This window comes from Janthinobacterium sp. Bl 1, from assembly GCF_058215535.1.
Genome location: NZ_CM177086.1, coordinates 5,322,370 through 5,349,065 on the forward strand (window position 1 = coordinate 5,322,370; position 26,696 = coordinate 5,349,065).

The window sequence follows — 26,696 nt, forward strand, 5'->3', positions numbered from 1 at the left end:
CCGATGACGGACCACCATGCCCAGTTGGCACCTTGCCGACGCCGCCGAACTGGCGGCGCGCCACCCCTATACTTTTTATAAATCACCGCCCGAGGCCATCGCCCAGGTGCGCCCCGGCGAGGTGGTCAAGCGGATCTTCGCCTTCCACAGCGACGACCCGCAAGCGCCAGGCGCCGAGCGCATGTGGGTGCTGGTCGATACGGTCGAGCCGCATGGGCACTTCACCGGCAAGCTCGACAACATGCCCGGCTACATCGCCGATTTGCAGGCCAAAGACCCCATCGCCTTCGCGGCGCGCCACATCATCAATACGCAGCACGACGATGACGACAACCTCGTCAACCGCTACGCGGGCCTGTGCTTCGTGACGAAAAAAGTGCTGGAAGACGGCGCGCCCGTAGGCTATCTGTACCGCGAGGAGCCGGACAACGACGACGACAGCGGCTGGCGCTTCACGGCCAACGACGAAAGCGACGACTACATGAACGACAGCGCCAACGTGGCCCTCGTATCGCTGGGCGCCGTGCTCAGCGTGGACGACCGTTGTATTGCGCTACTGGATGCGCCCGCCGGATCGGCCTATGCCTTCGACCACAACACGCAACAATTCATGGCAGTTGACGAATGACAACAGATGAACTGAAGCAATTTTGCGCGGCCCTGCCCGGCGCGCAAGCCGTGCTGCATGGCCCGCCGTCGAACATCCTCGTGTGTGAAGTGAGCGGCAAGAAATTTGCCTATTTCAAGACCAGCGCACCAGAACAGTGGCGCTTCAGCCTGCGGGTCAGCGCCGAGCGCTTTATCGAACTAACGGACATGCCCGGCGTGAAACCGGCCCGCTACATGGGCCGCTTTCACTGGGTGACCATCGTCGACGTGGCGCGCTTCCCCGCCGATTACCTGGCGGAACTGGTGCAGGATAGCTACGCGCGCGCCGTGGCCAGCCTGACGCGCGCGCAAAGGGCGGCAATCGCCTAGAGGGCTTCCTCTCCCGCCATGGCGCGGTCGATGTCTTCGCGCGTCAGGTCCGGCGCCAGCTGCAGGATGAACTCGTAGGCATAGGCGCGCAGGTAGGCGCCGCGGCGCACGGCCAGGCGCGTCGTGTTGGTGGCAAACAGATGCGACGCTTCCACGGCCCTTAGCCCCTTGTCGCGGCCATGGTCGAAGGCCATCGAAGCCACGATGCCCACGCCCAGACCCAGCGCCACGTACTGCTTGATGACGTCCGAATCCATGGCCGTCAAAATGATGTCTGTCGTTACGCCCGCCTTGGCGAACGCGTCGTCGATATGGCCGCGCCCCGTGAAGCCTTTGTCGTAGGTAATCAACGGGTATTTCGCCAGGTCTTCCAGGCGGATCGGCGAGTGCTCGAGCAGCGGGTGGCCGTCCGGCACGACGATCAGATGGCTCCAGCGGTAGCACGGGAACGACACGAGGTCGGGGAACTGGCTCAAGCCTTCCGTGGCGATGCCGATATCGGTCTTGCCCGACAACACCCATTCCGCGATATGCTCGGGCGCGCTTTGCTGCAGCGCGATGCGGACCTCGGGGAAGGCGGCGCGGAAGCCCTGCACCACTTTCGGCAGCGCATAGCGCGCCTGCGTGTGCGTGGCCGCCACGGATAACGTCCCGCTGGTCTGGCCGCTGTATTCGAGACTGGCCTGCTGCAGGTTTTCCGCCTCGATCAACAGGCGGTCGACGATCTTCAGAATGCCCTTGCCCGGTTCGGTCAAGCCCGTCAAGCGCTTGCCGTTGCGCTCGAAAATCACCACGCCCAGCTCGTCCTCGAGTTCGCGGATTTGCCGGCTTACGCCCGGCTGCGACGTGAACAGGGCGTTGGCCACTTCCGTCAGGTTATAGCCGCGGCGGGCCGCTTCGCGGATCGAACGCAGTTGTTGAAAATTCATAGTGTTCCAGCCTCTCAGGTTCTTGTCGGTTCAACGAACACGTGTAATCGTTTCGGGCGGACAACTAAGGTCTCCCCCTCCTTCAGCTGCAGATGGGTAAAACGCTCGTTCGACATCACCGCTTCGATCAGCTCGCTGTTATCGACGCGCTGCAAGTCCAGCTGGGCCAGCGGACCGATCGCATGGGCGCGGCTCAGCTTGACGACGATGCCTTCCGCGCCCTGCGTGTAGCGGTCGATTTCCAGGTCGTGCGGCCGCACATAGGCAGTGCCCTTGCTGTCGCTGACGCCCGCATAATCGGGCACCTCGAAGCTGGCGTCGCCGGTCGCCATCACGCCGTCATGCACGCGGCCGTGGAACAGGTTGACGTTGCCGAGGAAACCGTAGACAAACGGGGACGCCGGGTGGTTGTAGACTTGCTCAGGAGAACCGAGTTGCTCGACGGTACCCTTGTTCATCAGCACGACCTGATCGGCCACTTCCAGCGCCTCTTCCTGGTCATGCGTGACGAAAATGCTGGTCACGTGCAGATCGTCATGCAGGCGGCGCAGCCAGCGGCGCAATTCCTTGCGCACCTTGGCATCGAGAGCGCCGAACGGTTCGTCGAGCAGCAGCACGCGCGGCTCGACGGCCAGGGCGCGCGCCAGGGCGATGCGCTGGCGTTGCCCGCCCGACAGCTGCGGCGGATAGCGGTCGGCCAGCCAGTCCAGCTGCACCAGTTCCAGCAAATCTTTGACCTTGCGGCGGATCTGGTCTTCCGACGGGCGCTCGCTGCGCGACTTCACGCGCAAGCCGAAGGCCACGTTTTCAAACACGGTCATGTGCTTGAACAGCGCATAGTGCTGAAAGACGAAACCGACTTGCCGCTCGCGCACGTGGCGGTTCGACGCATCTTCCGCGTCCAGCAGCACTTGCCCGCTGTCCGGATGTTCGAGGCCAGCAATGATGCGCAGCAAGGTGGTCTTGCCGCAACCGGACGGACCCAGCAGGGCCGTCAATTCGCCGGCGGGAAAGTCCAGCGAGATATTGTCGAGGGCGACGAAATCGCCGAAACGCTTGTGGATGTTGTTAACTGCGATGGTCATATCAGTGCTCCGTAGAACGTAAGGCGGAATCGTCGGCGTCGCTCTCGTTCAAACGCCACTCAATGAAAGCTTTCAAGGCCAGGGTCACCAGGGCCAGCAGGGCCAGCAGGGAGGCGACGGCAAATGCGGCGGCGAAGTTGTACTCGTTGTACAGAATCTCCACCTGCAGCGGCATGGTGTTCGTTTCGCCGCGGATATGGCCGGAAACGACCGACACGGCACCGAACTCGCCCATGGCGCGGGCGTTACACAGGATCACGCCATACAGCAGACCCCACTTGATGTTCGGCAAGGTGACTCGGCGGAAAGTGTTCCAGCCCGAGGCGCCCAGCACGATAGCGGCCTCTTCCTCTTCGCTGCCCTGCGATTGCATCAGCGGAATCAATTCACGCGCGACAAACGGGAAGGTGATGAAGATGGTGGCCAGCACGATGCCGGGCACGGCAAACAAAATCTTGATGTCGTGCGCTTGCAGCCACGGGCCGAACCAGCCCTGGGCGCCAAACATCAGCACGTAGATCAGGCCGGAAATCACGGGCGAGACGGAAAACGGCAAGTCGATCAGGGTCAGCAAGATGCTCTTGCCGCGGAATTCGAACTTGGCGATGCACCAGGAAGCGGCCACGCCAAATACCAGGTTCAGCGGCACGGCGATGGCGGCCGTGATCAGGGTCAATTTAATCGCGGAAATCGCGTCCGGATCGATGATGGCGGCGATATACGCTTCCCAGCCCTTCTTGAACGCTTCCGCAAACACGGCCACCAGGGGCACGATGAGGAAGGCCGTCAGGAACAGCAGGGCGATGGTGATCAATACCGTGCGCACCCACAATGGTTCCAGCACGACGGGGCCGACATTCGGCTCGAAGCGCCGCGCTGTCGGCAGCGCCTTGTCCACGCCAGCGGCGGCAGTCGTATTCGTACTCATGATTTCTTCGCCTTTCCGCGCGCCCATGCTTGCAGCAGGTTAATCGTCAACAACAGCAGGAAGGAGACCACCAGCATCACCACGGCGATGGCCGTGGCGCCTGCGTAATCGTATTGTTCCAGCTTGGTAATAATGAACAGCGGCGTGATTTCCGACACCATCGGCATATTGCCGGCGATAAAGATCACGGAACCGTACTCGCCCGTGGCGCGGGCAAAGGCCAGCGCAAAGCCCGTCAGCAGCGAAGGGAAAATCGTGGGGAAGATGACGCGGATAAATGTTTGCAATGAACTGGCGCCCAGGCTGGCGGCCGCTTCTTCCAGTTCCTTTTCCGCGTCTTCCAGCACCGGCTGCACCGTGCGCACGACGAAAGGCAAGCCGATGAAAGTCAGCGCCACCACCACGCCCAGCGGCGTGAACGCCACCTTGATACCCAGCACGCCTTCGATGAACTGGCCGAACCAGCCATTCGACGAATACAGGGCCGTCAGGGTGATGCCGGCCACAGCCGTCGGCAAGGCGAACGGCAAGTCGACCAGCGCGTCGATGATGCGCTTGCCGGGAAACTTATAGCGCACCAGCACCCAGGCCAGGATGCCGCCAAACACCACGTTCAACAGGGCCGCGATCAGCGAAGCGCCAAACGTCAGGCGGTAGGACGCCATCACGCGGTCGGACGTGACGGCGCTGAAGAAGGCCTCCCACGTCATGGTGAAGGTCTTCAGGAACACCGACGACAGCGGGATGAGAACGATCAGGGCCAGGTAAAAGAGCGTGAAACCCAGTGACAGCTTAAACCCCGGCATGACCCGAAACGGCGCTCCGCGCGCCTTGAGCGGTGCTGCTGATGCTGCAGACATAGAAACCCCTTCTTATTACATTTTTGAGTTATAGGGCGCAATAATCACATGCAACCGTTATAAAAAGAACTAACCATTTCTCATTTGCTTAGATGGATTTTGCATACCTGCTGGCGGAGTCTATGGGCGAAAAAAAGGGGTCGGACCCTGCGGGTCCGACCCCGGCTTTTGGGGTGGGGTTGGGGTGGGCACACACTTAACCCAAAACCTTGACGGCTGGGGTCAGACCCGGCGGGGAAATGCGTCCTAGTAGGACGCATTTCAATCGCGAAGCGACTGACCCCGTTCTTACTTGTTCGGCTGCGGCGTCAGACGAAGGTATGGCTTGGCGGCCGTAAAGCCCTTCGGATACTTTTGCTTGATCACGTCCGGGTCTTGCACAGTCAATGGAATGATGACGTCGTCGCCGTCTTTCCAGTTGCCTGGCGTGGCCACCGTATAGCCGTCCGTCAGTTGCAAAGCGTCGATGACGCGCAGGATTTCATTGAAGTTGCGGCCCGTGCTCAGCGGGTACGTGAGGATCAGCCGCACCTTTTTGTTCGGGTCGATGATGAAAACGGAGCGCACGGTGGCCGTGACGGATTGTTCCGGATGGATCATGTCGTACAGCACCGAGACTTTCTTGTCGACGTCGGCAATGATGGGGAAGCCCACGACCGTGTTTTGCGTCTCTTCGATATCCTTGATCCAGCTCTTGTGCGACTCGGCCGCGTCCACGGACAGGGCGATGGCCTTCACGTTGCGCTTGTCGAATTCCGGCTTGAGCTTGGCCGTCAAGCCCAGTTCCGTCGTGCACACGGGGGTAAAGTCGGCCGGGTGTGAAAACAGCACCACCCAGGAATTGCCAGCCCACTCGTGGAACTTGAGCGGGCCGATCGAGCTGTCTTGTTCAAAATCAGGGGCGACATCGCCCAGGCGTAAAGTCATCGTGATCTCCTGTGAGGTTGTGTGGCGGAATGTTCGTCGAATCAGGCTGCCTGACGGTGGCGCTTGTCGCTTTGCGCCAGATCAAACAGCGTTTGCAATTGCGCCTGGCCGTAGACCCAGTCGCCAAGGCGCGACTCGGCATTGATATGGCCCAGCGCACCGCCATCAATATACTTGCAATTCCAGCGCCGTGCCCACTGCGCCGCGTGTTCGGCCGTCATCCACGGATCGGTCTGGCTGGCGATCAGGATGCCGGGGCAAGGCAGCCGCTTTTGCGGCAATGCCTTCGCCACGCCAAACTTGTCGGGATCGGCCGGCCCCACCAGCAGCACGCCGGCCACGCCCTGCGGGTCGCGGGCCAGGCTGTGCGCCGTCGTCAGGCAGCCGAAGCTGTGTGCGACGATCAGGGTCGGGCGCGCATCCTGCCGCCGCACCTGGTCCAGCCGCGCCGACCAGCTGGCCAGGTCGGGCGCGTTCCAGTCGTCCTGCTCGACCCGCTCGAACTGCGGATACAGGCGCTGCCAGCGGCTCTGCCAATGCTCGGGGCCGCTGTTATGCAAGCCCGGCACGATCAGTACCCGGTAATCGGAAAAGCTGCGCAGCGCCATGATGTGTCCTTTTAGTAACGGTCTGGCCATCGTGCCATCCGATATTATTTAGGCTGGTAGATCTGGTCGAAGATGCCGCCATCGGCAAAGTGCGCCTTCTGTGCGGCCGTCCAGCCGCCCGCCACTTGCTCGATGGTGAACAGGTTGACCTTGGCGAATTGCGAGGCGTATTTCTTCGCCGCCTTGTCCGTTGCCGGACGGTAGTAATTCTTCGCGATGATGTCTTGCGCTTCATCCGTGTACAGGTAGTTCAGGTAAGCCTCGGCCACCTTGCGCGTGCCGTGCTTGTCGGCAAATTTGTCGACGACGGCCACGGGCGGCTCGGCCAGGATGCTGACGGAGGGCGTGATGATGTCGAACTTGGTCGGACCCAGTTCCTTGACGGCCAGGTAAGCCTCGTTTTCCCAGGCGATCAGCACGTCGCCGATGCCGCGCTCAACAAAAGTGGTGGTGGCGCCGCGCGCGCCGGAATCGAGCACGGGCACGTTTTTATACAGTTTGCCGAGGAAATCCTTGGCCTTCGCCTCGTTGCCGCCCGGCTGGCGCAGCGCGTAACCCCATGCTGCCAGATGGTTCCAGCGGGCGCCGCCCGAGGTTTTCGGATTCGGCGTGATGACGGAGACGCCCGGCTTGATCAGGTCGCTCCAATCCTTGATGCCTTTCGGGTTGCCCTTGCGCACGAGGAAGACGATGGTCGAGGTGTATGGCGAGCTGTTGTGCGCCAAACGCTTTTGCCAGTCGCCGGCCAGCAGCTTGTGCTCGGCCAGCGCATCGATGTCGTAGGCCAGGGCCAGAGTGACGACATCCGCTTCCAGGCCGTCGATGACAGCGCGCGCCTGCTTGCCGGAACCGCCATGCGATTGCTTGATCTTGACGTTGTCGCCCGTCTTGCCTTTCCACTCCTTGGCAAATGCCGTATTCACATCCTGGTACAGCTCGCGCGTCGGGTCGTACGACACGTTGAGCAGGGTGATATCGGCAGCCTGCGCCGTTTGCAGAATGGCAAACGCGCTGATGGCGGCGGCAATGATGATTTTTTTCGACAGCATCTAAGATCCCCGTGTGGTTGAACTTGCAGAGCCACCAGATTACGGCGCCATGGCCGCAAAGAGAACGAAGCGTTTCGCCGTTTGATATGCGTTTTTCACATATGGACAGCGCGCAACGGGGATTTAGCAGTTAATAAAAACGGTTAAATAAAATGACGGCCCAGGTGGCAAAGGCCAGGATGCAGGTCAGCAGCACGGCGGCGCTGCCGAAGTCCTTGGCGTTTTTCGACAGCGGATGGCGTTCGAGCGAAATGCGGTCGACCACGGCTTCCAGGGCAGAATTGATCAGTTCGACGATCAATATGAGCAGCAGCACGCCGATCAGCACCAGCTTTTCAAATGCGGAAACGCGCAGCAGCAAGGCGATCACCGTGCCGACGACGAACAGGCCCAGTTCCTGGCGGAATGCATGTTCGTGGCGCCAGGCCGCTTTCAAGCCATCGAGCGAGTAGAAAAAGGCGGAGAAAATCCGTTTCAAGCCGCTTTTGCTCTTGAATTCATTGACAGGTTGCATAGTTTTCCATGGTTCAAAGTACATGCTATCCACGCATTATGACGGGCACAATAGGGATTGTGACAATTTATTCGCTATCTATCTCGGAACATTTCACTATTTTTTCACATCATGGTATAAAGAAGGATGAATACTGCATTGCACCAAATCCATCATGAAAATTGAACCGGTCGCTGCCCCGAAGACGACGATCCAGGTGATCGAGCGCATGGTCGCCCTGCTCGATGCCCTGGCCAAATATTCCGACCCGGTCAGCCTGAAGGAATTGTCGAAAGTATCGGGCCTGCACCCCTCGACGGCGCACCGCATCCTCAACGACATGGTGCTGACGCGCTTTGTCGACCGCATCGAACCGGGCACGTACCGGCTGGGCATGCGCTTGCTGGAACTGGGCAATGTGGTGAAAAGCCGCCTCAGCGTGCGCGAAGCGGCGCTGGACTTTATGCGCCAGCTGCACAAGAAAACCCAGCAAACGATCAACCTGTCCGTGCGCCAGGGCGACGAGATCGTCTACATCGACCGCGCATTTTCCGAGCGCTCGGGCATGCAGGTGGTACGCGCCATCGGCGGCCGCGGCCCGCTGCACCTCACCTCGACCGGCAAGCTGTTCCTCTCCGTGGACGAGCCGAAAGCCATCCGCGCCTACGCCACGCGCACGGGCTTGGCCGGGCACAACAAGAATTCCATCACGGATCTGCAAAAGTTAGAGCGCGAACTGAGCCTGGTGCGCGAGCGCGGCTATGCGCGCGACAATGAAGAGCTGGAACTGGGCGTGCGCTGCATGGCAGCGGGCATCCGCGACGATACGGGCAAGCTGATCGCCGGCCTGTCGATCTCGGCGCCAGCCGACCGTTTGCAGGATGAGTGGCTGGCGGACCTCGTCGAAACGGCGAACCAGATTTCAGTGACTTTGGGTTTTATACCCCAAGACTAAAGAAACAGGGCAGCAACGCTGCCCTGTTTCTTTTAGCCGCCGGGCAGACTCATGTTGGCAGGCTTCAGTGCTTCGAGCCACTTGCGCATGCGGCCCGCATCGGCCGTGCGCGACTGTTTTCCCTTGGAATCGAGGAAGACCATGATCACGGCCCGTCCTTCGATGACCGCCTGCATCATCAAGCAACGTCCCGCCTCATTGATAAAGCCCGTCTTTTGCAAGCCGATTTCCCAGCCCGGGTTGGCCACCAGGTGATTCGTATTGCCAAACTGCATGGGCTGACCGCTGGCTTCCACGATGGCTTTCGGGTCCGTCGAGTACTCGCGCAGCAGCGGATGGCGGAAAGCGGCCATGGCCAGCTTGCCCAGGTCGCGCGCGCTGGCCACGTTCATCTTCGACAAGCCGCTGGAATCGACGTAATGGGTATCCATCATGCCCAGCTGGCGCGCCTTGCTGTTCATGGCATCGACAAACGCCGACAAGCCGCCCGGATAATTGCGTCCCAGCGCCGAGGCGGCACGGTTTTCCGAGCTCATCAAGGCGATGTGCAGCATATTGGCGCGCGTCAATTGCGAACCCACTTTCAGGCGCGAGCTGCTGAACTTGGCGCGGTCGACGTCCTCGTCCGTAATCGTCAGCAGTTCATCCATGTCCTGACGCGCTTCGACCACCACCAGGCCCGTCATCATCTTGGTGATGGAGGCGATGGGCAGGGCCACATTCGAATTCTTTTCAAACAGCACTTCCGAATTGGCCTGGTCCAGCACCAGCGCCACGCTCGACTTGAGGTCGAGCGGGTCGCGCGTGAGGTTCAGGCCGGCCAGGTCGCCCATGGTCGGCATCGGTGCGGCCATGGGCACGGCCACGCTGCTGATTTTTTGATAGATGACCTTGCGTTTGCCGCGCACCATGACGACCCGGCGCACGGTCTTGTCGCGCGGCGCGGCCTTCGCGCTCTTGCGCAGCACGACTTTGACTTTCTTGGTGTTCTGTTTCTTGGAGGCTGAGGATTTGCCGTTCGCTTCCTTGGCGTGCACGGCCGCAGCCGGCGCCAGCGCAAACAGCAGGGAAGCCAGGATACCCAGCGCAAGTTTAAACTTAGCCATTCGATAATTCCCCGTGAAGCTGTTGCCTTATTGCAGTGTAGCGAAATGCAGAGTATTCGCAAGCCTATTTAACAGTTAGGACAGTATTTATTGCAGTACTGAAATACAAATCGTTAGCGATCAGCAAACAAGCTCATCCTTGACGGTTATTTGCTGGTGCACATCGCCGGGATGTCTATTTGTTCATGAATTTAACAAAGCCGGCCAACGGTTCGCGTTCCGTGCTCAGGCGGTTCTCGACCTTGCCCGGGTCCGCATAGCCGAGGGCCATGCCGCACACCACCATTTCGCTGGCCGGCACGCCCAGCTCGTCGCGGATAATGTCATGGTAATGGATGAAGGCAGCCTGCGGGCACGTGTCGAGTCCCCGCGCGCGCGCCGCCAGCATGATGTTTTGCAAGAACATGCCGTAGTCGAGCCAGGAACCCTGCTCCAGTACCCGTTCGATGGTAAAGATCAGCCCGACGGGCGCATCGAAAAACTGGAAATTGCGTCCATGCTGGGCCGCCATACCGGCCGTGTCGCTCCGCTCCAGGCCCAGCAGCTGGTACAGGTCCAGGCCGATCTTGCGACGGCGCTCGATGAACGGCGCCGTCCACTGGCGCGGGTAATAGGTATACGACGCCGTGCGCGCGGGCGCATCGGGCGCCTTCGGTGCGGCATAGACGTCGAGGATGCGGCGCGACAGCCGCGCGCGCGCCTCGCCCGACAGCACATACACTTTCCACGGCTGCATGTTGGCGCCCGAAGGCGCGCGCGCCGCCACTTCCAGGATGCGCGCGATATCGTCCTGCGCCACCGGCGTGGGCAAAAAGGCGCGGATGGAACGGCGCGACAGAATGACGGCGTCGACGGCTTGCTGCGCCGCCTGTGTTTCAAATGCTTGCTTGTTCACTGCCCTGCTCTCCCGCTCTAACTATTTCTTGACGACAAACACGACGCCGACCACGGCCACCAGCATGCCGGCGATGCCCAGCATATTGAACGCTTCGCCGAACATCAGCCAGGCCATCACGGCCGTCGTGGGCGGCGTCAGGTACAGCAAGCCCGTCACTTTCGTGGCGTCGCTGCGGCGGATCAGGGCGAACAGCAGGAAGATGGCGCCGATGGACAGCACAAGTACCGACCACAGCAAGGCGCCGATGAAATTCGCCGTCCATTGCACATTGCTGAAATGCAGGTCCAGTCCTTCGTAATACAGGGCGAATGGCAAGACCACGACGATGGAGGCGGCAAACTGCACCACCGTGCCGGTGCGCAAGTCGAATTGCGGGCAATGGCGTTTTTGGTACATGGTGCCGGCCGTCATCGACAGCAGCGCGAACACGCACAGCAGCACGCTTTCCACCGTCAGGCCCACGAGGTTGATCTTCGCATACACGACAAGGGCCACGCCCAGCAAGCCGAAGAACAGGCCCAGCCACTGGCGCGGGCGCACGGATTCGCCGATCAGCGGCGCGGCGCAAGCCGTCAGCACGGGTTGCATGCCCACGATCAGGGCGGACAGGCCGGCCGGCATGCCCAGCTTGATGGCGCACCAGACGCCGGCCAGGTAGCCGGCCTGCATCAAAATGCCGGCCACGGCGATCTGGCGGAACTGTCCCACGGGCCACGGTGCGCGCAACAGCAGCACCAGCGGCAACAGGATCACCAGCACGCCCAGGAAGCGCAGCAGCAAAAAGGTCAGCGGGGGCGCGTACGGCAGGCCGAACTTGGCCACGATAAAACCTGTGCTCCATAACAACACGAAGAAGCCAGGCAAGGCCATCGGCGTCAGAGTGGTCAGAAGAGAGGCTTTGCCGCTGGCGCCAGCCGCGGCGGGAAGATTGGACATGGTATCAACTCGGGAAACGGGATCGGCACCAGGTGCTGCGCCAGTGCGGGAGGCAAAGTCTAGCATGCTGCGCCGCAATCGTCCCCGTAGCCGCTGGAAACGGTAGTTTAGGCATAAACCATTGACACCCAGAAATCAAATATTTCTCTTTAGAAACAATGACTTTTGATCCAAATCTATTCAATTGTTGCATCGCACAAGAAACGCTTGACTTCGTTTTTTTTAACCGTAGAATAGGGTTTGTTGCGTTGCACAATTCTTGTTCAGCTTGAAAAATTTAGATTCACCTGCTTTCCCAAACGGTACACGCAGCATCAAATTAACCAGATTTCGATTTTTTGGAGATTTATATGTTTTCAATTCCTGAGCAATTTTCGTCCGCTACCAAAGCCAACCTGGAAGCCCAATTCGCCCTGTTCTCGTCGCTGACGGGCAAAGCCTTCGAAGGCATCGAAAAGATCGTCGAACTGAACCTGACCGCTGCAAAAGCGACCCTGGAAGAATCGACCGCCGCCGCCAAGCAATTGCTGTCGGCAAAAGATCCACAAGAATTCTTCTCGCTGAGCGCTGCTCAAGCCCAGCCTAGCGCCGAAAAAGCCATCGCTTACGGTCGTCACCTGGCTGCCATCACGTCGGGCACCCAAGCCGAGTTCAGCAAAGCTGCTGAATCGCAAATCGCTGAAACCAACCGCAAAGTCCTGTCCCTGGTGGAAGAAGTCACCAAGAACGCGCCAGCCGGTTCGGAAAACGCCGTCGCCATCCTGAAAAGCGCCATCGGCAACGCCAATGCAGGCTACGAGCAATTCTCGAAAACCAGCAAGCAAGCCGTCGAAGCCATCGAAGCGAACCTGACCTCGGCCGTGAACCAGTTCACGCAAGCAGCTGAAAAAGTCGTGCCACGCGCTGCCGCCAAGTAATTCTTGCGCGACCGCTCCGGCGGTCCGCTAGTACCAGCTCCTCCAGGCATCCATCCCGCACTTCCCCGACGGATGCCATTATGCCCCAGCCTAGCTGGGGCATTTTTTATGCACGCTTACTCTCCCAGATACGCCGCTTTCACGCGCGGATCGTCAAGCATGGCGGCCGCATTGCCGCCCATGGTGACGAGGCCGGAATCCATCACATAGCCGCGGTGCGCCGCCTGCAGGGCCAAGCGGGCATTCTGTTCGACCAGCAAGATCGTGATGCCTTCGGACGACACCTTGCGGATCACCTCGAAGATTTTCTCGACCATGATGGGCGACAGGCCCATCGACGGCTCGTCGAGCAGCAGCAGTTTCGGATGGCTCATCAGGGCGCGCGCCATGGCCAGCATCTGCTGCTCGCCGCCAGACAGGGTGCCGGCCATCTGCGCCGCCCGTTCCTTGAGGCGTGGAAAGACGTCGAACCAGCGGGCGATATCGTCCTCGACACCCACCTTGTCCGTGCGCGTGTAGGCGCCCATCATGAGGTTTTCCCGGATCGACATGCGGGTAAACACGCCCCGCCCTTCCGGCACCATGGCCAGTTTTCTTTCCACCAAATGAAACGATTTCGTCCCCTTGAGCGACTCGCCCAGGTAGCTGATCGTGCCTTCGACCTTGCAGGCCGGCAAAGTGCCCGTGATGGCTTTCAAGGTCGTCGTCTTGCCGGCGCCGTTCGCGCCGATCAGGGCGATCAGCTCGCCCTCGTTGACTTCCAGATCGATGCCCTTGACGGCCTTGATGCCGCCATAGGCCACATGCAGGCCCGATACCTTCAATACATTCTTGTTCAAGCCATCGTTACTCATGCGTGCGATCCTCCCAGATAAGCCTCGATGACGGCCGGGTTTTGTTGTATCTCGGCCGGCAAGCCTTCGGCGATGCGCTTGCCATATTCGAGCACCGTGATGCGGTCGCACAGTCCCATCATCAGTTTCACGTCGTGCTCGATCAGGAGCACGGTCTTGCCTTCAGCCTTGATTTTCACCAGCAACTCGCGCAGGGCCAGCTTTTCCGTCGCATTCATGCCGGCCGCCGGTTCGTCAAGGGCCAGCAGTTGCGGGTCCGTGGCCAGCGCGCGGGCGATTTCCAGGCGCCGCTGGTCGCCGTACGACAGGAAGCGTGCCGTGCGGCTGGCGAACTGGGCGATGCCGACAAAGTCGAGCAGCTCCATGGCCCGCTGGCGGATGGACGCTTCTTCCTCGCGCGCCGCCTTATGGCGGAAGATGGCGCCGAACACGCCCTGGTGCGAGCGCACATGGCGCCCCACCATGACGTTTTCCAGCGCCGTCATGTCGCCAAACAAACGGATGTTCTGGAAGGTGCGCGCAATGCCCGCCTTCGCCACCTTGTGCGGCGCGGACGGCGAATACGGCTTGCCGGCCAGCTCGAAGGTGCCCGTATCGGGCTGGTACAGGCCGGTAATCACATTGAAAAACGTCGTCTTGCCGGCCCCGTTCGGACCGATCAAGCCGTAAATCTGGCCTTGCCGGATGGTGATACCCACGTCGGTGAGCGCCTGCAAGCCGCCAAAACGTTTATTCACGCCGGCAATATTGAGAATGATCTGTTCGCTCATGCTATCCCTCCCTTAAGCGGACACGACGCCGGTGGATTTGTTGGGCTGGTCGACATCGTGGTCGGGCCGGTCTTCATGCTTAGGCGATGGCCACAAGCCGGCAGGACGGTTGAGCATGATCAAGACCATGGCCAGGCCGTACAGCAACTGGCGCAGCACTTCCGCCTCGATCACCACGTGGCCGAACAGCGCCTGCTGGGCCGGCTCCACCACGTGGCGCAGCACTTCAGGGATCGAGGCGAGGATCACGCCGCCGAGGATCACGCCGGGGATGTGGCCGATGCCGCCCAGCACCACCATGGCCAGCACGGCGATCGATTCCGTCAAAGAAAACGATTCCGGCGAGACAAAGCCCTGGAAGGACGCAAACATGGCGCCCGCCACGCCGCCGAACGAGGCGCCCATGGAAAAGGCCAGCAATTTCACGTTGCGCGTGTTGATGCCCATGGCCTTGGCCGCGATCTCGTCTTCGCGGATGGCCACCCAGGCGCGGCCCAGGCGCGAATGCTGGAGCCGCTTGGTGACGAACACGACGGCGATGCACAGGAAGAGGAACAAAAAGTAATAGGCATTTACGGACGGCATGGAAAAACCGGCCACCGTCACGGTGCTGTTGGTGCCCGCCTCGCCCGCCAGGTTGACGCCGAAGATGCGGATCGGGTCGATCAGATTGATGCCCTGCGGCCCGTTCGTGAAATTGATCGGGTCGTTCAAGTTGTTCATGAAGATGCGGATGATCTCGCCAAAGCCCAGGGTCACGATGGCCAGGTAGTCGCCGCGCAGCTTCAAGGTGGGCGCCCCCAGCAGGGCGCCGAACAGGCCGGCAACAAAGGCGGCCAGCGGCACGATGATCCAGATCGACAAATGGATGCCGTTTTCGCGGATTTCCGGCCCCATCAGCTGCACCAGGGTTTCGCCCAGCACCGGATATTGATTCACCACCGATTCAAGCAGGATGGCGAACTGGGGCGACGCCAGCAGGGCCGTCAGGTAGGCGCCCACGGCATAGAAGGCGATGTAGCCGAGGTCGAGCAGGCCGGCAAAGCCGACGACGATGTTCAAGCCCAGGGCCAGCATGATGTACAGCAAGGCCATGTCGATGATGCGTACCCACGAGTTGCCGAACTGGGCGGCAAAAAACGGGAATACCATCAGCAGCGCTGCCAGGCCCAGCATGCCGGCGTAGGCCTTGGCCGGATTCTTTTTTGCGTCGAAATCGAGTAGTGCCATGATTTAATCTCCCAGTTTCACATCAGGCACGGTCGGCCACACGTTCGCCCATGATGCCGGACGGGCGCAGGGTCAGCACGATGATCAGCACGACGAAGGCAAAGATATCCTGGTAGTGGCTGCCCAGGAAGCCGCCCGTGATGTCGCCGATATAGCCGGCGCCCAGGCTCTCGATAATGCCCAGCAAGATACCGCCCAGCATGGCGCCGTAGATATTGCCGATGCCGCCCAGAACCGCCGCGCAGAAGGCCTTCAAGCCGGGGATGGCGCCCATGGAAAATTGAATGGAGGCATAGTTGGCGCCCCACATCACGCCGGCCACGGCCGCCAGCGCGGCGCCGATGGCAAAGGTGGCCACGATGACCTTGTCGGAATCGACGCCCATCAGCCCTGCCACGCGGGGGTTTTCCGCCGTGGCGCGCATGGCGCGGCCCATGCGGGTTTTTTCCACCAGCAACACCAGTCCGCCCATCGACAGCGCGGCCAGGGCCAGCAGCAACACTTGCGTTTGCGAAATCACGGCGCCGCCTATGTTGATGGGGTCGGTCGACAGCAATTGCGGGAAGGGCAAGGGATTGCGCGTCCAGATCATCATGGCGAAGGTTTGCAGCAGGATGGAAACGCCGATGGCGGTAATCAGAGGGGCGAGGCGGGGGGCGTTGCGCAGGCGGCGGTAGGCGACCCGCTCGATGATGATGTTGACCAGAATACAGATGGGTATGGCGCCGAGGATGGCGGTGGCCAGTTTCAGATAGCCGGGCCAGTCCGGCACATAAATGCCCAGCAGCTTGAGGATGGTCAAGCCCACCATGGCCCCGATCATGAGCACGTCGCCGTGGGCGAAGTTAATCAGGTTCAGCACGCCGTACACCATGGTGTAACCGAGGGCGACTAAGGCATACATGCTGCCCAACACCAAGCCGTTAATGATCTGCTGGATGAATGTATCCATGATTGCCCTATCAAATATGCATTTTTCGGGAACAACTTCCGCCAGAACATGTCGCTGATACAAAAACGGCACCGGAGGAAGAATTCCTGCAGTGCCATCCCTGGACCGTTCTCACCAGCATGGTGCACGCACTGAAAACGGGCGTGACCTTGCTTAGTCATAACGACAACATATTCAAGCTTGAGGCAATCATAACGATCTTTTGCAAAAACTAAGCTTGGAATAAATCAATCATTTCCGAATTAAATTCGGTTTTGAGGTAACTATTTCATCGATACTCAGCAGCCGTACAGCCTCAGGCGACGTCGCGCTTGATGCCGTCGAGGCCTTTCGGCATCGGGAACGTGACGGCTTCCTGCACGCCATCGAGCGGGCGCACGCTCTTCACGCCGCACTCTTTCAAGCGGTCGATGACGGCTTGCACCAGCACCTCGGGCGCCGAGGCGCCAGCCGTGACACCCACGCGCAGCTTGCCTTCCAGCCACGCCGGGTCGATTTGCGAGGCATTGTCGACCATGTAGGCAGGCGTGCCCATCTTGTCTGCCACTTCGCGCAGGCGGTTCGAATTCGAGCTGTTCGGGCTGCCCACGACGATCACCACTTCCACCAGCGGCGCCATGAATTTCACGGCTTCCTGGCGGTTTGTGGTGGCGTAGCAGATGTCGCCTTTTTTCGGCTCGGCGATATTCGGATATTTCGCTTTCAAAGCCGCAATAATGTCGCTGGTGTCGTCAACTGACAACGTTGTCTGCGAAACATAGGCCAGGCTCTCCGGATTAGCGACCTGCAATTTCGCCACATCGTCGAGCGTTTCCACCAGATGCATGCCCATATCGGCCTGGCCCATCGTGCCTTCCACCTCGGGATGGCCATCGTGGCCGATCATGATGATCTCGCGGCCTTCGCGGCGCATCTTGCCCACTTCCATGTGCACCTTGGTGACCAGCGGGCAAGTCGCATCAAAAATGCTCAGGCCGCGCGATTCCGCCTCGGCACGCACGGCTTTCGACACGCCATGGGCGGAAAACACGAGCGTATTGCCAGCGGGCACGTCATCGAGGTCATCGATGAAGATGGCGCCCTTGTTGCGCAAATCGGCCACCACATAGGCGTTGTGGACGATTTCATGGCGCACATAGATAGGTGCGCCAAATTGCTGCAAGGCGCGTTCGACGATTTCGATCGCCCGGTCGACGCCAGCGCAAAAGCCGCGGGGCTGGGCCAGTAACAGTTCTTTATCCATCGCTATTCCTTACAGCACCGAAATGAGCTTGACTTCAAAGCGCAGCGGCTGGCCGGCCAGCGGATGGTTGAAGTCGAAAAGGGCCGAATCGTCGCGCATTTCGCGCAGCACGCCGGCAAAGCGGCCGCCGCCAGGCGCGGCGAAGTCGACCAGGTCGCCGATCTTGTAGTCGGCGCCCGGCACCGAGTTTTCGTCCAGGGTAGCGCGCGAGACGGACTGCACCAGCTCGGGATTGCGCTCGCCAAAGCCTTCTCCGGCCGCCAGCTCGAACGTCTGGTGCGTGCCTTCAGGCAAACCCAGCAGACGCTGCTCGAGGAATGGCGCCAGCTGGCCCTGTCCCAGCATCAAGGTCGCGGGATTTCCGCTGAAGGTCGTGACAATGTCAGTACCGTCAACAGTAGCAAGACGATAATGCAGAGTGAGGTAAGCCGCTTCGGTGACGACTGCTGGTTGCTCGTTGGACATAGTAGTTTTCAAGTAACTGGTGCAAAACGATATTGTAAGCCACCCTGAGCCAGCGCGCCCCATGCCATCTCGGCGCGGCCATGCTTTTGTCAAAAAACATGACCGCGCGCCCTTTCACTTATCCGACGTTGACGTACACCAACTGGCCAGGCGTACTCGCATGATTGCCAAAGCCCGAGCTGTCTTCCAGGTTGCCGTCGAGTTTCCAGCGCCCCACAGGCCTATGCACGATGCCGTACTGGCCATAGTCATACACTTCCTTGGGCGTCAGCACGCGGTCGTACAGGATGACGTCCGACAACTGCCAGGCGGGCGTGCCCTGCTCCTGCGCATGCACGGGGTGGCCGATCAACAGGGGAGTGCCGGTGGCCTGCACGAATGGCTGCACCATTTTGTTACCTTGGTACATCAGGAAATCATCGACGTACAGGCTGATGCTGCCGTCATGCTTGACAGTATAGGTGCAGCGAAACCAACGGTTGGCAATATCCACCTGCAGGCCGTGGCCATGGCTATTGACGCCCGTACCAACACTGTTCCACATGGACAGGAACGTCTTGATATCCTGCTTGAACAGCGCCCATCCTTTCTTGTCCGCCTGATGCGCGACAAAAGCCTGCGCCTGACCAACGGTCGATGAGAAAGCCTGCTGCCGGATACAATACGACAGCGAAAAATCCGCACTCTCGTAGCGCACGGACGAAGGCACGGTGAGTATCAGGCCAGGCTGGAACTGCAATGTCTTCGTCACGCCGAAACACGGCTTAGGCGGTGCAGGGCGGATAGCGTCGTCGCCGCGCAAGGCGTTCCAGACAGGCTCGCGATCGCTGCTGTAGGCCGGCGTATGCAACAGGTTCAGTCCCTTAACTTCCATGGGTATCCCCCCATTCCAGCACCAGAAACTGGCCAGCTGCACGCCTGTGCGCCGGATGGCATTCAGCATGGCATGCAGATTATCTTGCCGCACAGCATCCTGCAAAGTCAGCTCCTCGCCTCTGGCCACGCCAAAGCTGCCGATGTAATACGGTTTGCCCAAGGCATCGGCAGCGCGCTGCATCACCTGCAGATAGGCCAGCGAGGACGAAACGAAGTCCGCTGGCAAATCCGCGCTGTCACCCAGGGCACTGCTCACATATTCATTACCCAGGAACAGGTTTTCACAAAGACAGTCGACCGGGTCCGGATTCACCAATGGCAGGGTTTCCGCAATATATTGCTGCAAGGAACCTTGACGGGGCGACGTATGGGCAATGCCGGCATTACCGGAAGAAATCATGCGCGCCAGACCATCGTTGGCGCGCAGCAATTGCGCCGTCTCCTGGATGATTTCGCGGGTAGCAGTCAAGCTGATCCCGGTCACGCCCATCAGTTCCTGTGCGGCCATCCAGGCGGCGATGCCGGCGTGGTTGCTGTAGTGCTGCGCAAAAGCCTGCGCAAAGGCACGCATGTAGCGGCGCGTTTTCGACTGTGGATTGACCAGTGCGACCCGCGCGGCTGCGGCCTGCTCGTCTTTTGTAGCGCCCGCAGCGCCCGCCTCTCCCACCAATTGCGGCACGGCGTAGGGATTCCAGAATGGGCAGGCAATGATGCCGATGCCATTGGCCAGCGCGCAATCGAGCAGCGCAGTTATGGCAAGCCAGTACGATTCCTGGATATTCACATCGGTTAGCGTGTTGTCGGGTGCGAACTTTGGCTGGCCAACGATGGCGCCCCAATTTAAATAACCAGGTTTTCCGCTAAAGGGCGCCACCATCACCTGAATGTACTTGAAGCCGTTCGCCGCAAGATACGGCAAATCGGTGGTGTAATCAGGATTTTTCTGGGCGAGAACGTGCGGAGCGGTAACGCTCCAGTTACGGCGCTCCAAGTACGCGTGCGAATTAAGGCCAATACCGCTGACCTTGCCCGTGTTGACGCCGGCGGCGTTGAACTCTTGCATGACTCCATTGATAACTTTGATGTACGGCATGACGACTCCTGTAAAACAAGTGGAAGACATTGAGTTCAGGGCCCTGACTCCCCGTCGCTGCAACTTGCATGGAATGCAACGACAGGCAAATGATAGCGCCTGAAAATACCCGGGCCGGGCATCTTGGCTTTTGTTTTTTTAGCATGACCTGACATAAAGACGAGCTAGCGCAGCATGGCCGCCCGGGGAAGGCGCGACAATCATCGGCAGGCGCCACGACCAGCTGGGCGCACCGGGGAGGCAACATGGGCATCAAGGATTGGCCAGCCGGCGAACGGCCGCGCGAACGCCTGATCGAGGATGGCGCGCAATCGCTGTCGGACGCGGAGTTGCTGGCCGTGTTCCTGCGCACCGGCGTGCGCGGCAAGAGCGCCGTGGAACTGGCGCGCGATACGGTCGAGCACTTCGGCTCCTTGCGGGGCCTGTTTGGCGCCAGCCTCGTGAGTTTTTCCGCCGTGCACGGCATGGGCAGCGCCAAGTTTGCCCAGCTGCAAGCCGTGCTGGAACTGGCGCGGCGCGCCATCATCGAGGACTTGCAGGCGGGTCAGGCCCTCAATTCGCCGCACGCCGTCAAAGACTATTTACGCCTGACTCTGGGCAACCTGGCGCATGAAGCGTTTCACGTGTTGTTTTTGGACGTCAAGAACCGCCTGATCACGACCCAGGAAATGTTTCGCGGCACCCTCACCCACACCAGCGTGTATCCGCGCGAAGTGGTCAAGCAGGCGCTGCTGCACAACGCGGCCAGCGTCATGCTCGCGCACAACCACCCATCCGGCACGCCGGAACCGAGCGAATCGGATCTGCTGCTGACGCGCGCGCTGGTGCAAGCCTTGTCGCTGGTGGATGTTCGCATCCTCGACCATTTCGTCGTGGCCGGGCGGCAAGTGCATTCGTTTGCGGAACATGGGCAAATCTAGGCCAGAGCCCGCTCCACCGCAGTTAACCATGTGTAAACAAGGACATACGTGACAAGGGCAGCAGGCTTGTCTAGCAGTAAACAGCGCTGTTTACCAGTGCTTTTCCCTATGAGGAAGGGTAAAAGTCAAATTGTTAAATTATTTCAATACAACATGAAACAATTGTTTTTCGCAAGTCATTGATAAATCGGCTTATTTTGGATATACTCTCGTTTTTCCAATTTGGAATATCTTTAAGGAGTGCGCCATGGCACGTGTTTGCCAAGTCACTGGGAAGAAGCCGATGGTCGGCAACAATGTTTCCCATGCAAACAACAAAACCAAACGTCGTTTTTTGCCTAACTTGCAGAATCGTCGTATTTTTGTTGAATCTGAAAACCGCTGGGTCTCCCTGCGTTTGTCCAACGCCGGTCTGCGCGTCATCGATAAAGTCGGCATCGACGCCGTATTGGTCGATATGCGCGCTCGTGGCGAAAAAGTCTAATTAGCAGAATAAGGGAGCTATCATGGCAAAATCAGGCCGCGACAAAATCAAGTTAGAATCGACCGCCGGTACGGGTCACTTCTACACGACTACCAAAAACAAGCGTACGACGCCTGCGAAAATGGAGATCATGAAATTCGATCCTAAAGCACGCAAGCACGTAACGTACAAAGAAACCAAAATCAAGTAATTGATATTGTGTTCTGTAAAAAGAGCCGCTCCGATGAGCGGTTTTTTTTCGCCCTGATTTTCGGCCGACTCTCTTCACCTTTGTCCCGGCGAAAAAAAAGCCCTGGAAACCAGGGCCTTTATCTGCTGCTGCAGCTTACCTATGCATAGCTGCGCAGGCGCAAGGAAAAATCCTGCAGCGACTTGATGCCCGACGCTTCGGCGCGCGTGCACCAGTCTTGCAGCTTCTGCAGCAACTGTTCACGCGTAAAGTGCGAACGCTCCCAGATGGCGCCCAGCTCCACGCGCATGTGGTGCATGGTTTCCAGCGCCTTGCTGTGCTGGAACAGTTCCGACAACTGTTCGTGATGCGCATCGGCCAGCTTGCCCGGTTCGCGCTGCATCAGCTTGCGCGACGATTTCAGGAAGCGTTTTTCCAGCTCGGCCTTGTGTTTCAGGTGTTCCAGCTCTTCCTTCCAGGCATGCTTGATCGATTTTGCATACTTGGCCATCACGTCGTAGCGGTTGGCGATGACGGACTGCAAGGTCTCGAAGTCCGCTTCCAGCTTGCCGTGCGAGAACTTCGGTTCTGGCGCCAGTTTTTTCACCTTGGCCAGGCCCAGCATTTCCAGCGCGCGGATATACGCCCAGCCGATATCGATTTCATACCATTTCGACGACAGCTTGGCCGACGTCGCATACGTATGGTGATTGTTGTGCAACTCTTCGCCGCCAATCAAGATGCCGAAAGGAATGATGTTGGTTGCCGCGTCGGCGCAGTCGTAGTTGCGGTAGCCCCAGTAGTGGCCGATGCCGTTGATGATGCCGGCCGCCGTGATCGGGATCCACATCATTTGCACGGCCCACACGGAAATGCCGATCACGCCGAACAAGGCGAAGTTCACGAAGAACAGGATCACCACGCCCAGCCAGCTGTATTTGGTGTACAGATTGCGTTCGATCCAGTCCGTCGGCGTGCCATGGCCGTACTTGGTCATGGTTTCCATGTTCTTCGATTCAGCGCGGTACAGCTCGGCGCCCTCCCAGAACACTTTCTTGATGCCGCGCGTCACGGGGCTGTGCGGATCTTCTTCCGTATCGCACTTGGCATGGTGCTTGCGGTGGATGGCGGCCCACTCCTTGGTGACCTGGCCCGTCGTCAGCCACAGCCAGAAACGGAAGAAATGGCTGGGCAGCGCATGCAATTCCAGCGCCCGGTGGGCCTGGTGGCGGTGCAGGTAAATCGTGACGCTGGCGATCGTGATGTGGGTGACCACCATGGTGTACAGGAAAACTTGCCATGCGGACAGATCGGTAATGCCAGTTGCCATGAACTGCAAAACGTCGTGTAAAACGGAACTCAATGTCATTACTACTACTCCAAGTGGACAGGGCGTGCGCACGGTCGCTCCAGTGACTCTGGAGGTCCGGCAGAGTTAATTTTAGGCGTGATTGTACGCCCTAATGGGTGCTATCAGGCAAAATCGGAGGCAGGCAGCGAGGTTAAGGCTGGGTGCCGGATGGCGTGGACTCACCGTCTGCAGCGCTGGCAAGCGGGGCAGGAGGCGTACCAACAATACGCAGTTCGCGTTGCGGAAACGGTACAGTGACCTTATGTTCCTGCAAGGTGCGCCAAATGGCGCGGTTCACATTCGACTTCACGCCGCCCGTGCCGTTTTCCGGATCCGCGATCCAGAAGCCGATCTGCACATCGAGGCCGTCGGCGCCGAAACGCACGAGGGTAGCCGATGGCGGATTGCTTTGCGACACACGCGGCACCTTGGCGGTCGCCTCTTCCAGCAAGGGGAAGATGACGTCCAGGTCCGTTTCGTAACCCACCGACACGGCCGTCGACAGCCAGACCATGCGGTTGCTCAGCGACATGTTCTGCACGCCGCCGGAAATCAGCATTTCATTGGGCACGATGGATTCAACCCCATCGCCACCCAATAACACAGTATAGCGCGTATTGATCTGCGTGACCTTGCCCGTAAATTGACCGACCGTGATCATGTCGCCGATGGTCAGACTGCGGTCGAGCAGGATGATGAAACCGGAGACGAAGTTCGCGGCGATCTTTTGCAAGCCGAAGCCCAGCGCCACGCCAAAGGCGCCGCCAAACACGGACAGCACCGTCAGGTCGATGCCCACCAGCGACAGGCTGACCAGCACGGAAACAAGGATCAGCACGGCGCGCCCCATGCGCGACAGCACCACGCGCAAGGAGGTGTGCAGGCCCTGCATTTTCATCAGGCGCTCGTCGAGCGAGGTACCGGCCCACATGGCCAGCACCAGCAGCACGGCTACCGAAATAGCGGCTTGCAAGATGGCAGCCACGGACACCTTGTTGCGTCCCAGCGGCACGACGATGCTTTCCAGGAAGGTATGCAGTTCCGGCCACAGGCCCGTGATGTACAGGGCCATGCCGGCCCATACAACGATCGTGAAGATCTTTTCCAGCAGCAACATGGTGGGGCTGATATCGCCATGGCGGGCAAAAATGCGGCGCAGCACGTAAAAACCGAAGCGCACCAGCGCCATCGACGTGCACAGGGGGATGGCAATGCTGAGCAGATTCACCGACTGGAACTTGGCCAGGAAATGCTGTGCAATACCCAGCAGCATGGCCGCCAGCACGGGCGTCAGGATGCGGATAAAGCTATCCGTGCGCTGCAGGGTTTCCGGCGTGGCAGGCGTCACGGCCGCTTCCGCCCGCTGGTGCAGAAACACGCGCAACTGCCGCACCAGCAGCCAGCTCAGGGCCAGGCAGGCAACGATCGCCAGCGCCTGCCACAGGATGGCCGGTTGACGGAAATCGTCGACAAAGTCAGTGATCAGGTTGAGCAGCGGGGTTTCATTCATGGCGGATGGAATCTGGAAGGTGGTGCGGGAAAACAAACGGGCGGGGTGCCCACAGCCTGCGCCAGACTGGCTGGCGCAAGTGCATGGCCACCGCTGCGATGCTGCAGCGATGGCCCGTGACAAACTTATTCAGCTTGCTCAGCGTCAACGTCGTCGGCCGGCTTTTCATCGGCGTAGACTTTTTTCGGCATGACCTTGCGCTCGAACACGGCGGCGAAGAAACCGTCCGTCTGATGCAGGTGTGGCAACAATTTCAGGTAGTCGCCCATTTCCAGCTCGATCTTCTGTTCCGCCAGCACCTTGTTCATCGGCACCAGGGTGAAGTCCGGATGGGCCGCCAGGAATTGCTCGGCGATAAAATCGTTTTCTTCGTTCAGGAAGCTGCAGGTGGCGTACACCAGGCGACCGCCGCCCTTGACGAGGCGCGCCGCGCCGGCCAGGATGGCTGCCTGCTTGGCTTGCAGTTCGACGATCGAGTTCGGCTGCTGGCGCCATTTCACGTCCGGATTGCGGCGCAGGGTGCCCAGGCCGCTACATGGGGCATCGACCAGCACGCGGTCGATCTTGCCGGCCAGGCGCTTGATCTTGGCATCGCGCTCATGCGCGATCTGCACCGGATGCACGTTCGACAGGCCGCTGCGGGCCATGCGTGGCTTCAGCTTGGCCAGGCGCTTTTCCGACACGTCGAATGCGTACAAACGGCCCGTGTTGCGCATCAGTGCGCCCAATGCGAGCGTCTTGCCGCCCGCGCCGGCACAGAAATCGACCACCATTTCGCCGCGCTTGGCGCCGACGATCTGCGACAGGATCTGGCTGCCTTCATCCTGCACTTCGATGGCGCCGCTCTGGAACAGGGGCAGGTTTTGCAACGATGGCTTCTTGATCACGCGCAAGCCCAGCGGCGCATAGGGCGTTGGCGTGCTGAGGATCGGCGCTTCGGCCAGGGCCAGCATCACGTCGTCACGCGTGGCCTTGAGCGAGTTCACGCGCAAGTCCAGCGGCGCCGGCGCATTCAGCGCATCGGCCAGCTTCATGGTTTCCGCTTCGCCGAACTGGGCGATCAGCTTGTCGAACAGCCAGGTCGGCATGTTGGCGCGCATGTTCGACGGCATCAGGCTGCGGTCGATCTGCGTGATGCGTTCCAGCCATTCCACTTCTTCTTCCGTCAGGCCGCCCAGCGAATCGGCGCCCACCGCTTCGGCCAGACCGAGGATGGTCAAACGGCGCATGGTCGGGCCACTGCCCGCTTCGGCGAAGTCCGTGAAGAACGATTTGTTGCGCAGGACGGCATAGATGCCTTCGGCGATGGCGCCGCGTTCGCGCGAACCGAGGCGCGGATGGTCGCGGAAATAGCGCGACAGGGTAGTGTCGGCCGGGGCCGTGAAACGTAAAATTTCGCGCAATACTTCTTCAGCATTGGCAAGTATCGCTGGTGGCAATCTCATTGTTATTCTTTCTGTAATATTTTATTGAGGATCCACGCGGACCTGGCCATGCTCGACTGACAGTTTATCGTCAATGAACAGGCGGATGGCGCGCGGGTAAAGCAGATGTTCCTGTACCAGCACGCGCGCCGATAAGCTCTCTTCTGTGTCGCCTGGCAAGACGGGGACTTTCGCGCTTGCCACGGCCGGGCCATGATCGAGCTCGGCAGTCACGAAATGCACGGTCGCGCCGTGTTCCGTTACACGAGCCTCGAGCGCCTGGCGGTGCGTCGCCATGCCCGGGAACAGCGGCAGCAGCGACGGGTGGATATTGAGCATGCGCCCTGCGTAATGTTCAACGAAGGGCGGCGTCAGGATGCGCATGAAACCGGCCAGCACGACCAGGTCGGGGGCAAAACCGTCGATCACGGCTTGCAGCGCCGCATCGAACTGTTCGCGGCTGGCATAATCCTTGTTGGCAACGACTGCGGTCGCTATCCCATGTTCCGCGGCAAAAACCAATCCCTGGGCATCGGCCCGGTTACTGATGACGGCGGCAATACGGGCTGGCCATTGCTCGGCTTGCGCCGCGCGCACAACCGCTTCCATGTTGCTGCCGCGTCCGGAAATGAGGATAACGATATTTTTCATAGCGCGCATTGTACCCGCTATGGCGATGCGAACCA

Annotated in this window: 29 protein-coding genes; 7 read left to right on the forward strand and 22 right to left on the reverse strand. The window is 59.8% G+C overall.

The features are described from left to right. Positions 1-16: 16 nt before the first annotated feature. A complete protein-coding gene (locus AC4BCN_RS24005) occupies positions 17-628 on the forward strand; it encodes an immunity protein Imm33 domain-containing protein (RefSeq protein ID WP_490491917.1) in 612 nt (203 codons plus the stop codon). Beyond that, positions 625-978, forward strand: coding sequence for an MmcQ/YjbR family DNA-binding protein (locus AC4BCN_RS24010; protein WP_072455471.1), 354 nt, complete (start codon positions 625-627; stop codon positions 976-978). The genes AC4BCN_RS24005 and AC4BCN_RS24010 overlap by 4 nt, the downstream gene beginning before the upstream one ends. On the opposite strand, the gene AC4BCN_RS24015 is transcribed toward AC4BCN_RS24010, so the two are convergent. The 8 genes from AC4BCN_RS24015 to AC4BCN_RS24050 form a co-directional block, all read right to left on the reverse strand. Next, the gene (locus tag AC4BCN_RS24015) at positions 975-1,907 is read right to left on the reverse strand and encodes a CysB family HTH-type transcriptional regulator (protein ID WP_070301441.1); all 933 of its coding nucleotides are present in this window, start codon (positions 1,905-1,907) and stop codon (positions 975-977) included. The two genes, AC4BCN_RS24010 and AC4BCN_RS24015, sit on opposite strands and share 4 nt — an antisense overlap. A 14-nt stretch (positions 1,908-1,921) precedes the next feature. Next, positions 1,922-2,992, reverse strand: a complete 1,071-nt coding sequence (locus tag AC4BCN_RS24020; RefSeq protein WP_072455473.1) for a sulfate/molybdate ABC transporter ATP-binding protein — start codon at positions 2,990-2,992, stop codon at positions 1,922-1,924. A gap of 1 nt (position 2,993) precedes the next feature. Further along, positions 2,994-3,947, reverse strand: a complete 954-nt coding sequence (cysW, locus tag AC4BCN_RS24025; protein WP_436480179.1) for a sulfate ABC transporter permease subunit CysW — start codon at positions 3,945-3,947, stop codon at positions 2,994-2,996. Then, complete coding sequence (gene cysT, locus AC4BCN_RS24030; protein WP_223279094.1) at positions 3,917-4,726, reverse strand: sulfate ABC transporter permease subunit CysT; 810 nt, start codon at positions 4,724-4,726, stop codon at positions 3,917-3,919. The genes cysW and cysT overlap by 31 nt, the downstream gene beginning before the upstream one ends. 342 nt (positions 4,727-5,068) lie before the next feature. Further along, a complete protein-coding gene (locus AC4BCN_RS24035) occupies positions 5,069-5,707 on the reverse strand; it encodes a peroxiredoxin (RefSeq protein WP_034747512.1) in 639 nt (212 codons plus the stop codon). Between the two features lie 41 nt (positions 5,708-5,748). After that, positions 5,749-6,315: an RBBP9/YdeN family alpha/beta hydrolase gene (locus AC4BCN_RS24040; protein ID WP_128142151.1), complete on the reverse strand. Its 567-nt coding sequence runs from the start codon at positions 6,313-6,315 to the stop codon at positions 5,749-5,751. Positions 6,316-6,359: 44 nt separating this feature from the next. After that, a complete protein-coding gene (locus AC4BCN_RS24045) occupies positions 6,360-7,364 on the reverse strand; it encodes a sulfate ABC transporter substrate-binding protein (RefSeq protein ID WP_128142150.1) in 1,005 nt (334 codons plus the stop codon). A gap of 130 nt (positions 7,365-7,494) precedes the next feature. Continuing rightward, positions 7,495-7,878: a diacylglycerol kinase gene (locus AC4BCN_RS24050; protein ID WP_139091030.1), complete on the reverse strand. Its 384-nt coding sequence runs from the start codon at positions 7,876-7,878 to the stop codon at positions 7,495-7,497. Between the two features lie 154 nt (positions 7,879-8,032). Here AC4BCN_RS24050 and AC4BCN_RS24055 point away from each other — a divergent pair, with 154 nt between their 5' ends. Beyond that, on the forward strand, positions 8,033-8,812 hold the full coding sequence (locus AC4BCN_RS24055) for an IclR family transcriptional regulator (RefSeq protein ID WP_490491918.1): 780 nt from the start codon (positions 8,033-8,035) through the stop codon (positions 8,810-8,812). Between the two features lie 32 nt (positions 8,813-8,844). Here AC4BCN_RS24055 and pbpG read toward each other — a convergent pair whose 3' ends face one another. The 3 genes from pbpG to AC4BCN_RS24070 all read right to left on the reverse strand — a co-directional run bounded on the left by pbpG (position 8,845) and on the right by AC4BCN_RS24070 (position 11,752). Beyond that, positions 8,845-9,918 (reverse strand): D-alanyl-D-alanine endopeptidase, encoded by a 1,074-nt coding sequence (gene pbpG, locus AC4BCN_RS24060; RefSeq protein WP_139091031.1) that lies wholly within the window; start codon positions 9,916-9,918, stop codon positions 8,845-8,847. A 175-nt stretch (positions 9,919-10,093) separates the two neighbouring features. Further along, positions 10,094-10,813 carry a nitroreductase gene (locus AC4BCN_RS24065; protein ID WP_490491919.1) on the reverse strand — a complete coding sequence of 240 codons (720 nt, stop codon included), beginning with the start codon at positions 10,811-10,813 and terminating at the stop codon, positions 10,094-10,096. A 21-nt stretch (positions 10,814-10,834) separates the two neighbouring features. Continuing rightward, the gene (locus tag AC4BCN_RS24070; RefSeq protein WP_034747493.1) at positions 10,835-11,752 is read right to left on the reverse strand and encodes a DMT family transporter; all 918 of its coding nucleotides are present in this window, start codon (positions 11,750-11,752) and stop codon (positions 10,835-10,837) included. A gap of 350 nt (positions 11,753-12,102) precedes the next feature. On the opposite strand from AC4BCN_RS24070, the gene AC4BCN_RS24075 reads away from it, so the two are divergent. Next, entirely contained in the window at positions 12,103-12,669 is a 567-nt protein-coding gene (locus tag AC4BCN_RS24075) for a phasin family protein (protein ID WP_034747490.1), read from the forward strand. 116 nt (positions 12,670-12,785) lie between these two features. On the opposite strand, the gene AC4BCN_RS24080 is transcribed toward AC4BCN_RS24075, so the two are convergent. The 7 genes from AC4BCN_RS24080 to AC4BCN_RS24110 form a co-directional block, all read right to left on the reverse strand. Beyond that, complete coding sequence (locus tag AC4BCN_RS24080) at positions 12,786-13,508, reverse strand: ABC transporter ATP-binding protein (protein ID WP_128143263.1); 723 nt, start codon at positions 13,506-13,508, stop codon at positions 12,786-12,788. 11 nt (positions 13,509-13,519) lie between these two features. Further along, positions 13,520-14,293 (reverse strand): ABC transporter ATP-binding protein, encoded by a 774-nt coding sequence (locus AC4BCN_RS24085; RefSeq protein ID WP_128142146.1) that lies wholly within the window; start codon positions 14,291-14,293, stop codon positions 13,520-13,522. A gap of 12 nt (positions 14,294-14,305) precedes the next feature. Continuing rightward, positions 14,306-15,523 (reverse strand): ABC transporter permease subunit, encoded by a 1,218-nt coding sequence (locus tag AC4BCN_RS24090; RefSeq protein ID WP_034747480.1) that lies wholly within the window; start codon positions 15,521-15,523, stop codon positions 14,306-14,308. A gap of 22 nt (positions 15,524-15,545) precedes the next feature. Further along, positions 15,546-16,475: a branched-chain amino acid ABC transporter permease gene (locus AC4BCN_RS24095; protein WP_034747477.1), complete on the reverse strand. Its 930-nt coding sequence runs from the start codon at positions 16,473-16,475 to the stop codon at positions 15,546-15,548. Positions 16,476-16,770: 295 nt separating this feature from the next. After that, positions 16,771-17,718: a 4-hydroxy-3-methylbut-2-enyl diphosphate reductase gene (gene ispH / locus AC4BCN_RS24100; protein WP_034747471.1), complete on the reverse strand. Its 948-nt coding sequence runs from the start codon at positions 17,716-17,718 to the stop codon at positions 16,771-16,773. Positions 17,719-17,727: 9 nt separating this feature from the next. Further along, the gene (locus AC4BCN_RS24105) at positions 17,728-18,183 is read right to left on the reverse strand and encodes an FKBP-type peptidyl-prolyl cis-trans isomerase (protein ID WP_034785165.1); all 456 of its coding nucleotides are present in this window, start codon (positions 18,181-18,183) and stop codon (positions 17,728-17,730) included. Positions 18,184-18,301: 118 nt separating this feature from the next. Further along, positions 18,302-20,152 carry a LamG-like jellyroll fold domain-containing protein gene (locus AC4BCN_RS24110; RefSeq protein WP_490491920.1) on the reverse strand — a complete coding sequence of 617 codons (1,851 nt, stop codon included), beginning with the start codon at positions 20,150-20,152 and terminating at the stop codon, positions 18,302-18,304. Between the two features lie 245 nt (positions 20,153-20,397). On the opposite strand from AC4BCN_RS24110, the gene radC reads away from it, so the two are divergent. The 3 genes from radC (at position 20,398) to rpmG (ending at position 21,746) form a co-directional block, all read left to right on the forward strand. Further along, positions 20,398-21,072, forward strand: a complete 675-nt coding sequence (radC, locus tag AC4BCN_RS24115) for a RadC family protein (protein ID WP_070301434.1) — start codon at positions 20,398-20,400, stop codon at positions 21,070-21,072. A 247-nt stretch (positions 21,073-21,319) separates the two neighbouring features. Continuing rightward, positions 21,320-21,556: a 50S ribosomal protein L28 gene (gene rpmB / locus AC4BCN_RS24120; protein ID WP_010400928.1), complete on the forward strand. Its 237-nt coding sequence runs from the start codon at positions 21,320-21,322 to the stop codon at positions 21,554-21,556. 22 nt (positions 21,557-21,578) lie between these two features. Then, complete coding sequence (gene rpmG, locus AC4BCN_RS24125) at positions 21,579-21,746, forward strand: 50S ribosomal protein L33 (protein ID WP_010400929.1); 168 nt, start codon at positions 21,579-21,581, stop codon at positions 21,744-21,746. Positions 21,747-21,885: 139 nt separating this feature from the next. Here rpmG and AC4BCN_RS24130 read toward each other — a convergent pair whose 3' ends face one another. From AC4BCN_RS24130 to purN, 4 genes are all read right to left on the reverse strand, one after another. After that, positions 21,886-23,055, reverse strand: a complete 1,170-nt coding sequence (locus tag AC4BCN_RS24130) for a DesA family fatty acid desaturase (protein WP_411268328.1) — start codon at positions 23,053-23,055, stop codon at positions 21,886-21,888. A gap of 172 nt (positions 23,056-23,227) precedes the next feature. Beyond that, positions 23,228-24,586: a mechanosensitive ion channel family protein gene (locus tag AC4BCN_RS24135; protein ID WP_490491921.1), complete on the reverse strand. Its 1,359-nt coding sequence runs from the start codon at positions 24,584-24,586 to the stop codon at positions 23,228-23,230. A 125-nt stretch (positions 24,587-24,711) separates the two neighbouring features. Next, entirely contained in the window at positions 24,712-26,031 is a 1,320-nt protein-coding gene (locus AC4BCN_RS24140; RefSeq protein ID WP_102292656.1) for an RsmB/NOP family class I SAM-dependent RNA methyltransferase, read from the reverse strand. A 21-nt stretch (positions 26,032-26,052) separates the two neighbouring features. Then, positions 26,053-26,661 carry a phosphoribosylglycinamide formyltransferase gene (gene purN / locus AC4BCN_RS24145; RefSeq protein WP_034747453.1) on the reverse strand — a complete coding sequence of 203 codons (609 nt, stop codon included), beginning with the start codon at positions 26,659-26,661 and terminating at the stop codon, positions 26,053-26,055. Positions 26,662-26,696 lie beyond the last annotated feature (35 nt).

Excerpts from the sequence above, each read along its gene's own strand:
- AC4BCN_RS24005 (WP_490491917.1), top strand. The coding sequence starts at position 17 with ATGCCCAGTTGGCACCTTGCCGACGCCGCCGAACTGGCGGCGCGCCAC.
- AC4BCN_RS24010 (WP_072455471.1), top strand. The coding sequence starts at position 625 with ATGACAACAGATGAACTGAAGCAATTTTGCGCGGCCCTGCCCGGCGCG.
- AC4BCN_RS24015 (WP_070301441.1), bottom strand. The coding sequence starts at position 1,907 with ATGAATTTTCAACAACTGCGTTCGATCCGCGAAGCGGCCCGCCGCGGC.
- AC4BCN_RS24020 (WP_072455473.1), bottom strand. The coding sequence starts at position 2,992 with ATGACCATCGCAGTTAACAACATCCACAAGCGTTTCGGCGATTTCGTC.
- cysW (WP_436480179.1), bottom strand. The coding sequence starts at position 3,947 with ATGGGCGCGCGGAAAGGCGAAGAAATCATGAGTACGAATACGACTGCC.
- cysT (WP_223279094.1), bottom strand. The coding sequence starts at position 4,726 with ATGCCGGGGTTTAAGCTGTCACTGGGTTTCACGCTCTTTTACCTGGCC.
- AC4BCN_RS24035 (WP_034747512.1), bottom strand. The coding sequence starts at position 5,707 with ATGACTTTACGCCTGGGCGATGTCGCCCCTGATTTTGAACAAGACAGC.
- AC4BCN_RS24040 (WP_128142151.1), bottom strand. The coding sequence starts at position 6,315 with ATGGCGCTGCGCAGCTTTTCCGATTACCGGGTACTGATCGTGCCGGGC.
- AC4BCN_RS24045 (WP_128142150.1), bottom strand. The coding sequence starts at position 7,364 with ATGCTGTCGAAAAAAATCATCATTGCCGCCGCCATCAGCGCGTTTGCC.
- AC4BCN_RS24050 (WP_139091030.1), bottom strand. The coding sequence starts at position 7,878 with ATGCAACCTGTCAATGAATTCAAGAGCAAAAGCGGCTTGAAACGGATT.
- AC4BCN_RS24055 (WP_490491918.1), top strand. The coding sequence starts at position 8,033 with ATGAAAATTGAACCGGTCGCTGCCCCGAAGACGACGATCCAGGTGATC.
- pbpG (WP_139091031.1), bottom strand. The coding sequence starts at position 9,918 with ATGGCTAAGTTTAAACTTGCGCTGGGTATCCTGGCTTCCCTGCTGTTT.
- AC4BCN_RS24070 (WP_034747493.1), bottom strand. The coding sequence starts at position 11,752 with ATGTCCAATCTTCCCGCCGCGGCTGGCGCCAGCGGCAAAGCCTCTCTT.
- AC4BCN_RS24075 (WP_034747490.1), top strand. The coding sequence starts at position 12,103 with ATGTTTTCAATTCCTGAGCAATTTTCGTCCGCTACCAAAGCCAACCTG.
- AC4BCN_RS24085 (WP_128142146.1), bottom strand. The coding sequence starts at position 14,293 with ATGAGCGAACAGATCATTCTCAATATTGCCGGCGTGAATAAACGTTTT.
- AC4BCN_RS24090 (WP_034747480.1), bottom strand. The coding sequence starts at position 15,523 with ATGGCACTACTCGATTTCGACGCAAAAAAGAATCCGGCCAAGGCCTAC.
- AC4BCN_RS24095 (WP_034747477.1), bottom strand. The coding sequence starts at position 16,475 with ATGGATACATTCATCCAGCAGATCATTAACGGCTTGGTGTTGGGCAGC.
- ispH (WP_034747471.1), bottom strand. The coding sequence starts at position 17,718 with ATGGATAAAGAACTGTTACTGGCCCAGCCCCGCGGCTTTTGCGCTGGC.
- AC4BCN_RS24105 (WP_034785165.1), bottom strand. The coding sequence starts at position 18,183 with ATGTCCAACGAGCAACCAGCAGTCGTCACCGAAGCGGCTTACCTCACT.
- AC4BCN_RS24110 (WP_490491920.1), bottom strand. The coding sequence starts at position 20,152 with ATGCCGTACATCAAAGTTATCAATGGAGTCATGCAAGAGTTCAACGCC.
- radC (WP_070301434.1), top strand. The coding sequence starts at position 20,398 with ATGGGCATCAAGGATTGGCCAGCCGGCGAACGGCCGCGCGAACGCCTG.
- rpmB (WP_010400928.1), top strand. The coding sequence starts at position 21,320 with ATGGCACGTGTTTGCCAAGTCACTGGGAAGAAGCCGATGGTCGGCAAC.
- rpmG (WP_010400929.1), top strand. The coding sequence starts at position 21,579 with ATGGCAAAATCAGGCCGCGACAAAATCAAGTTAGAATCGACCGCCGGT.
- AC4BCN_RS24130 (WP_411268328.1), bottom strand. The coding sequence starts at position 23,055 with ATGGCAACTGGCATTACCGATCTGTCCGCATGGCAAGTTTTCCTGTAC.
- AC4BCN_RS24135 (WP_490491921.1), bottom strand. The coding sequence starts at position 24,586 with ATGAATGAAACCCCGCTGCTCAACCTGATCACTGACTTTGTCGACGAT.
- AC4BCN_RS24140 (WP_102292656.1), bottom strand. The coding sequence starts at position 26,031 with ATGAGATTGCCACCAGCGATACTTGCCAATGCTGAAGAAGTATTGCGC.
- purN (WP_034747453.1), bottom strand. The coding sequence starts at position 26,661 with ATGAAAAATATCGTTATCCTCATTTCCGGACGCGGCAGCAACATGGAA.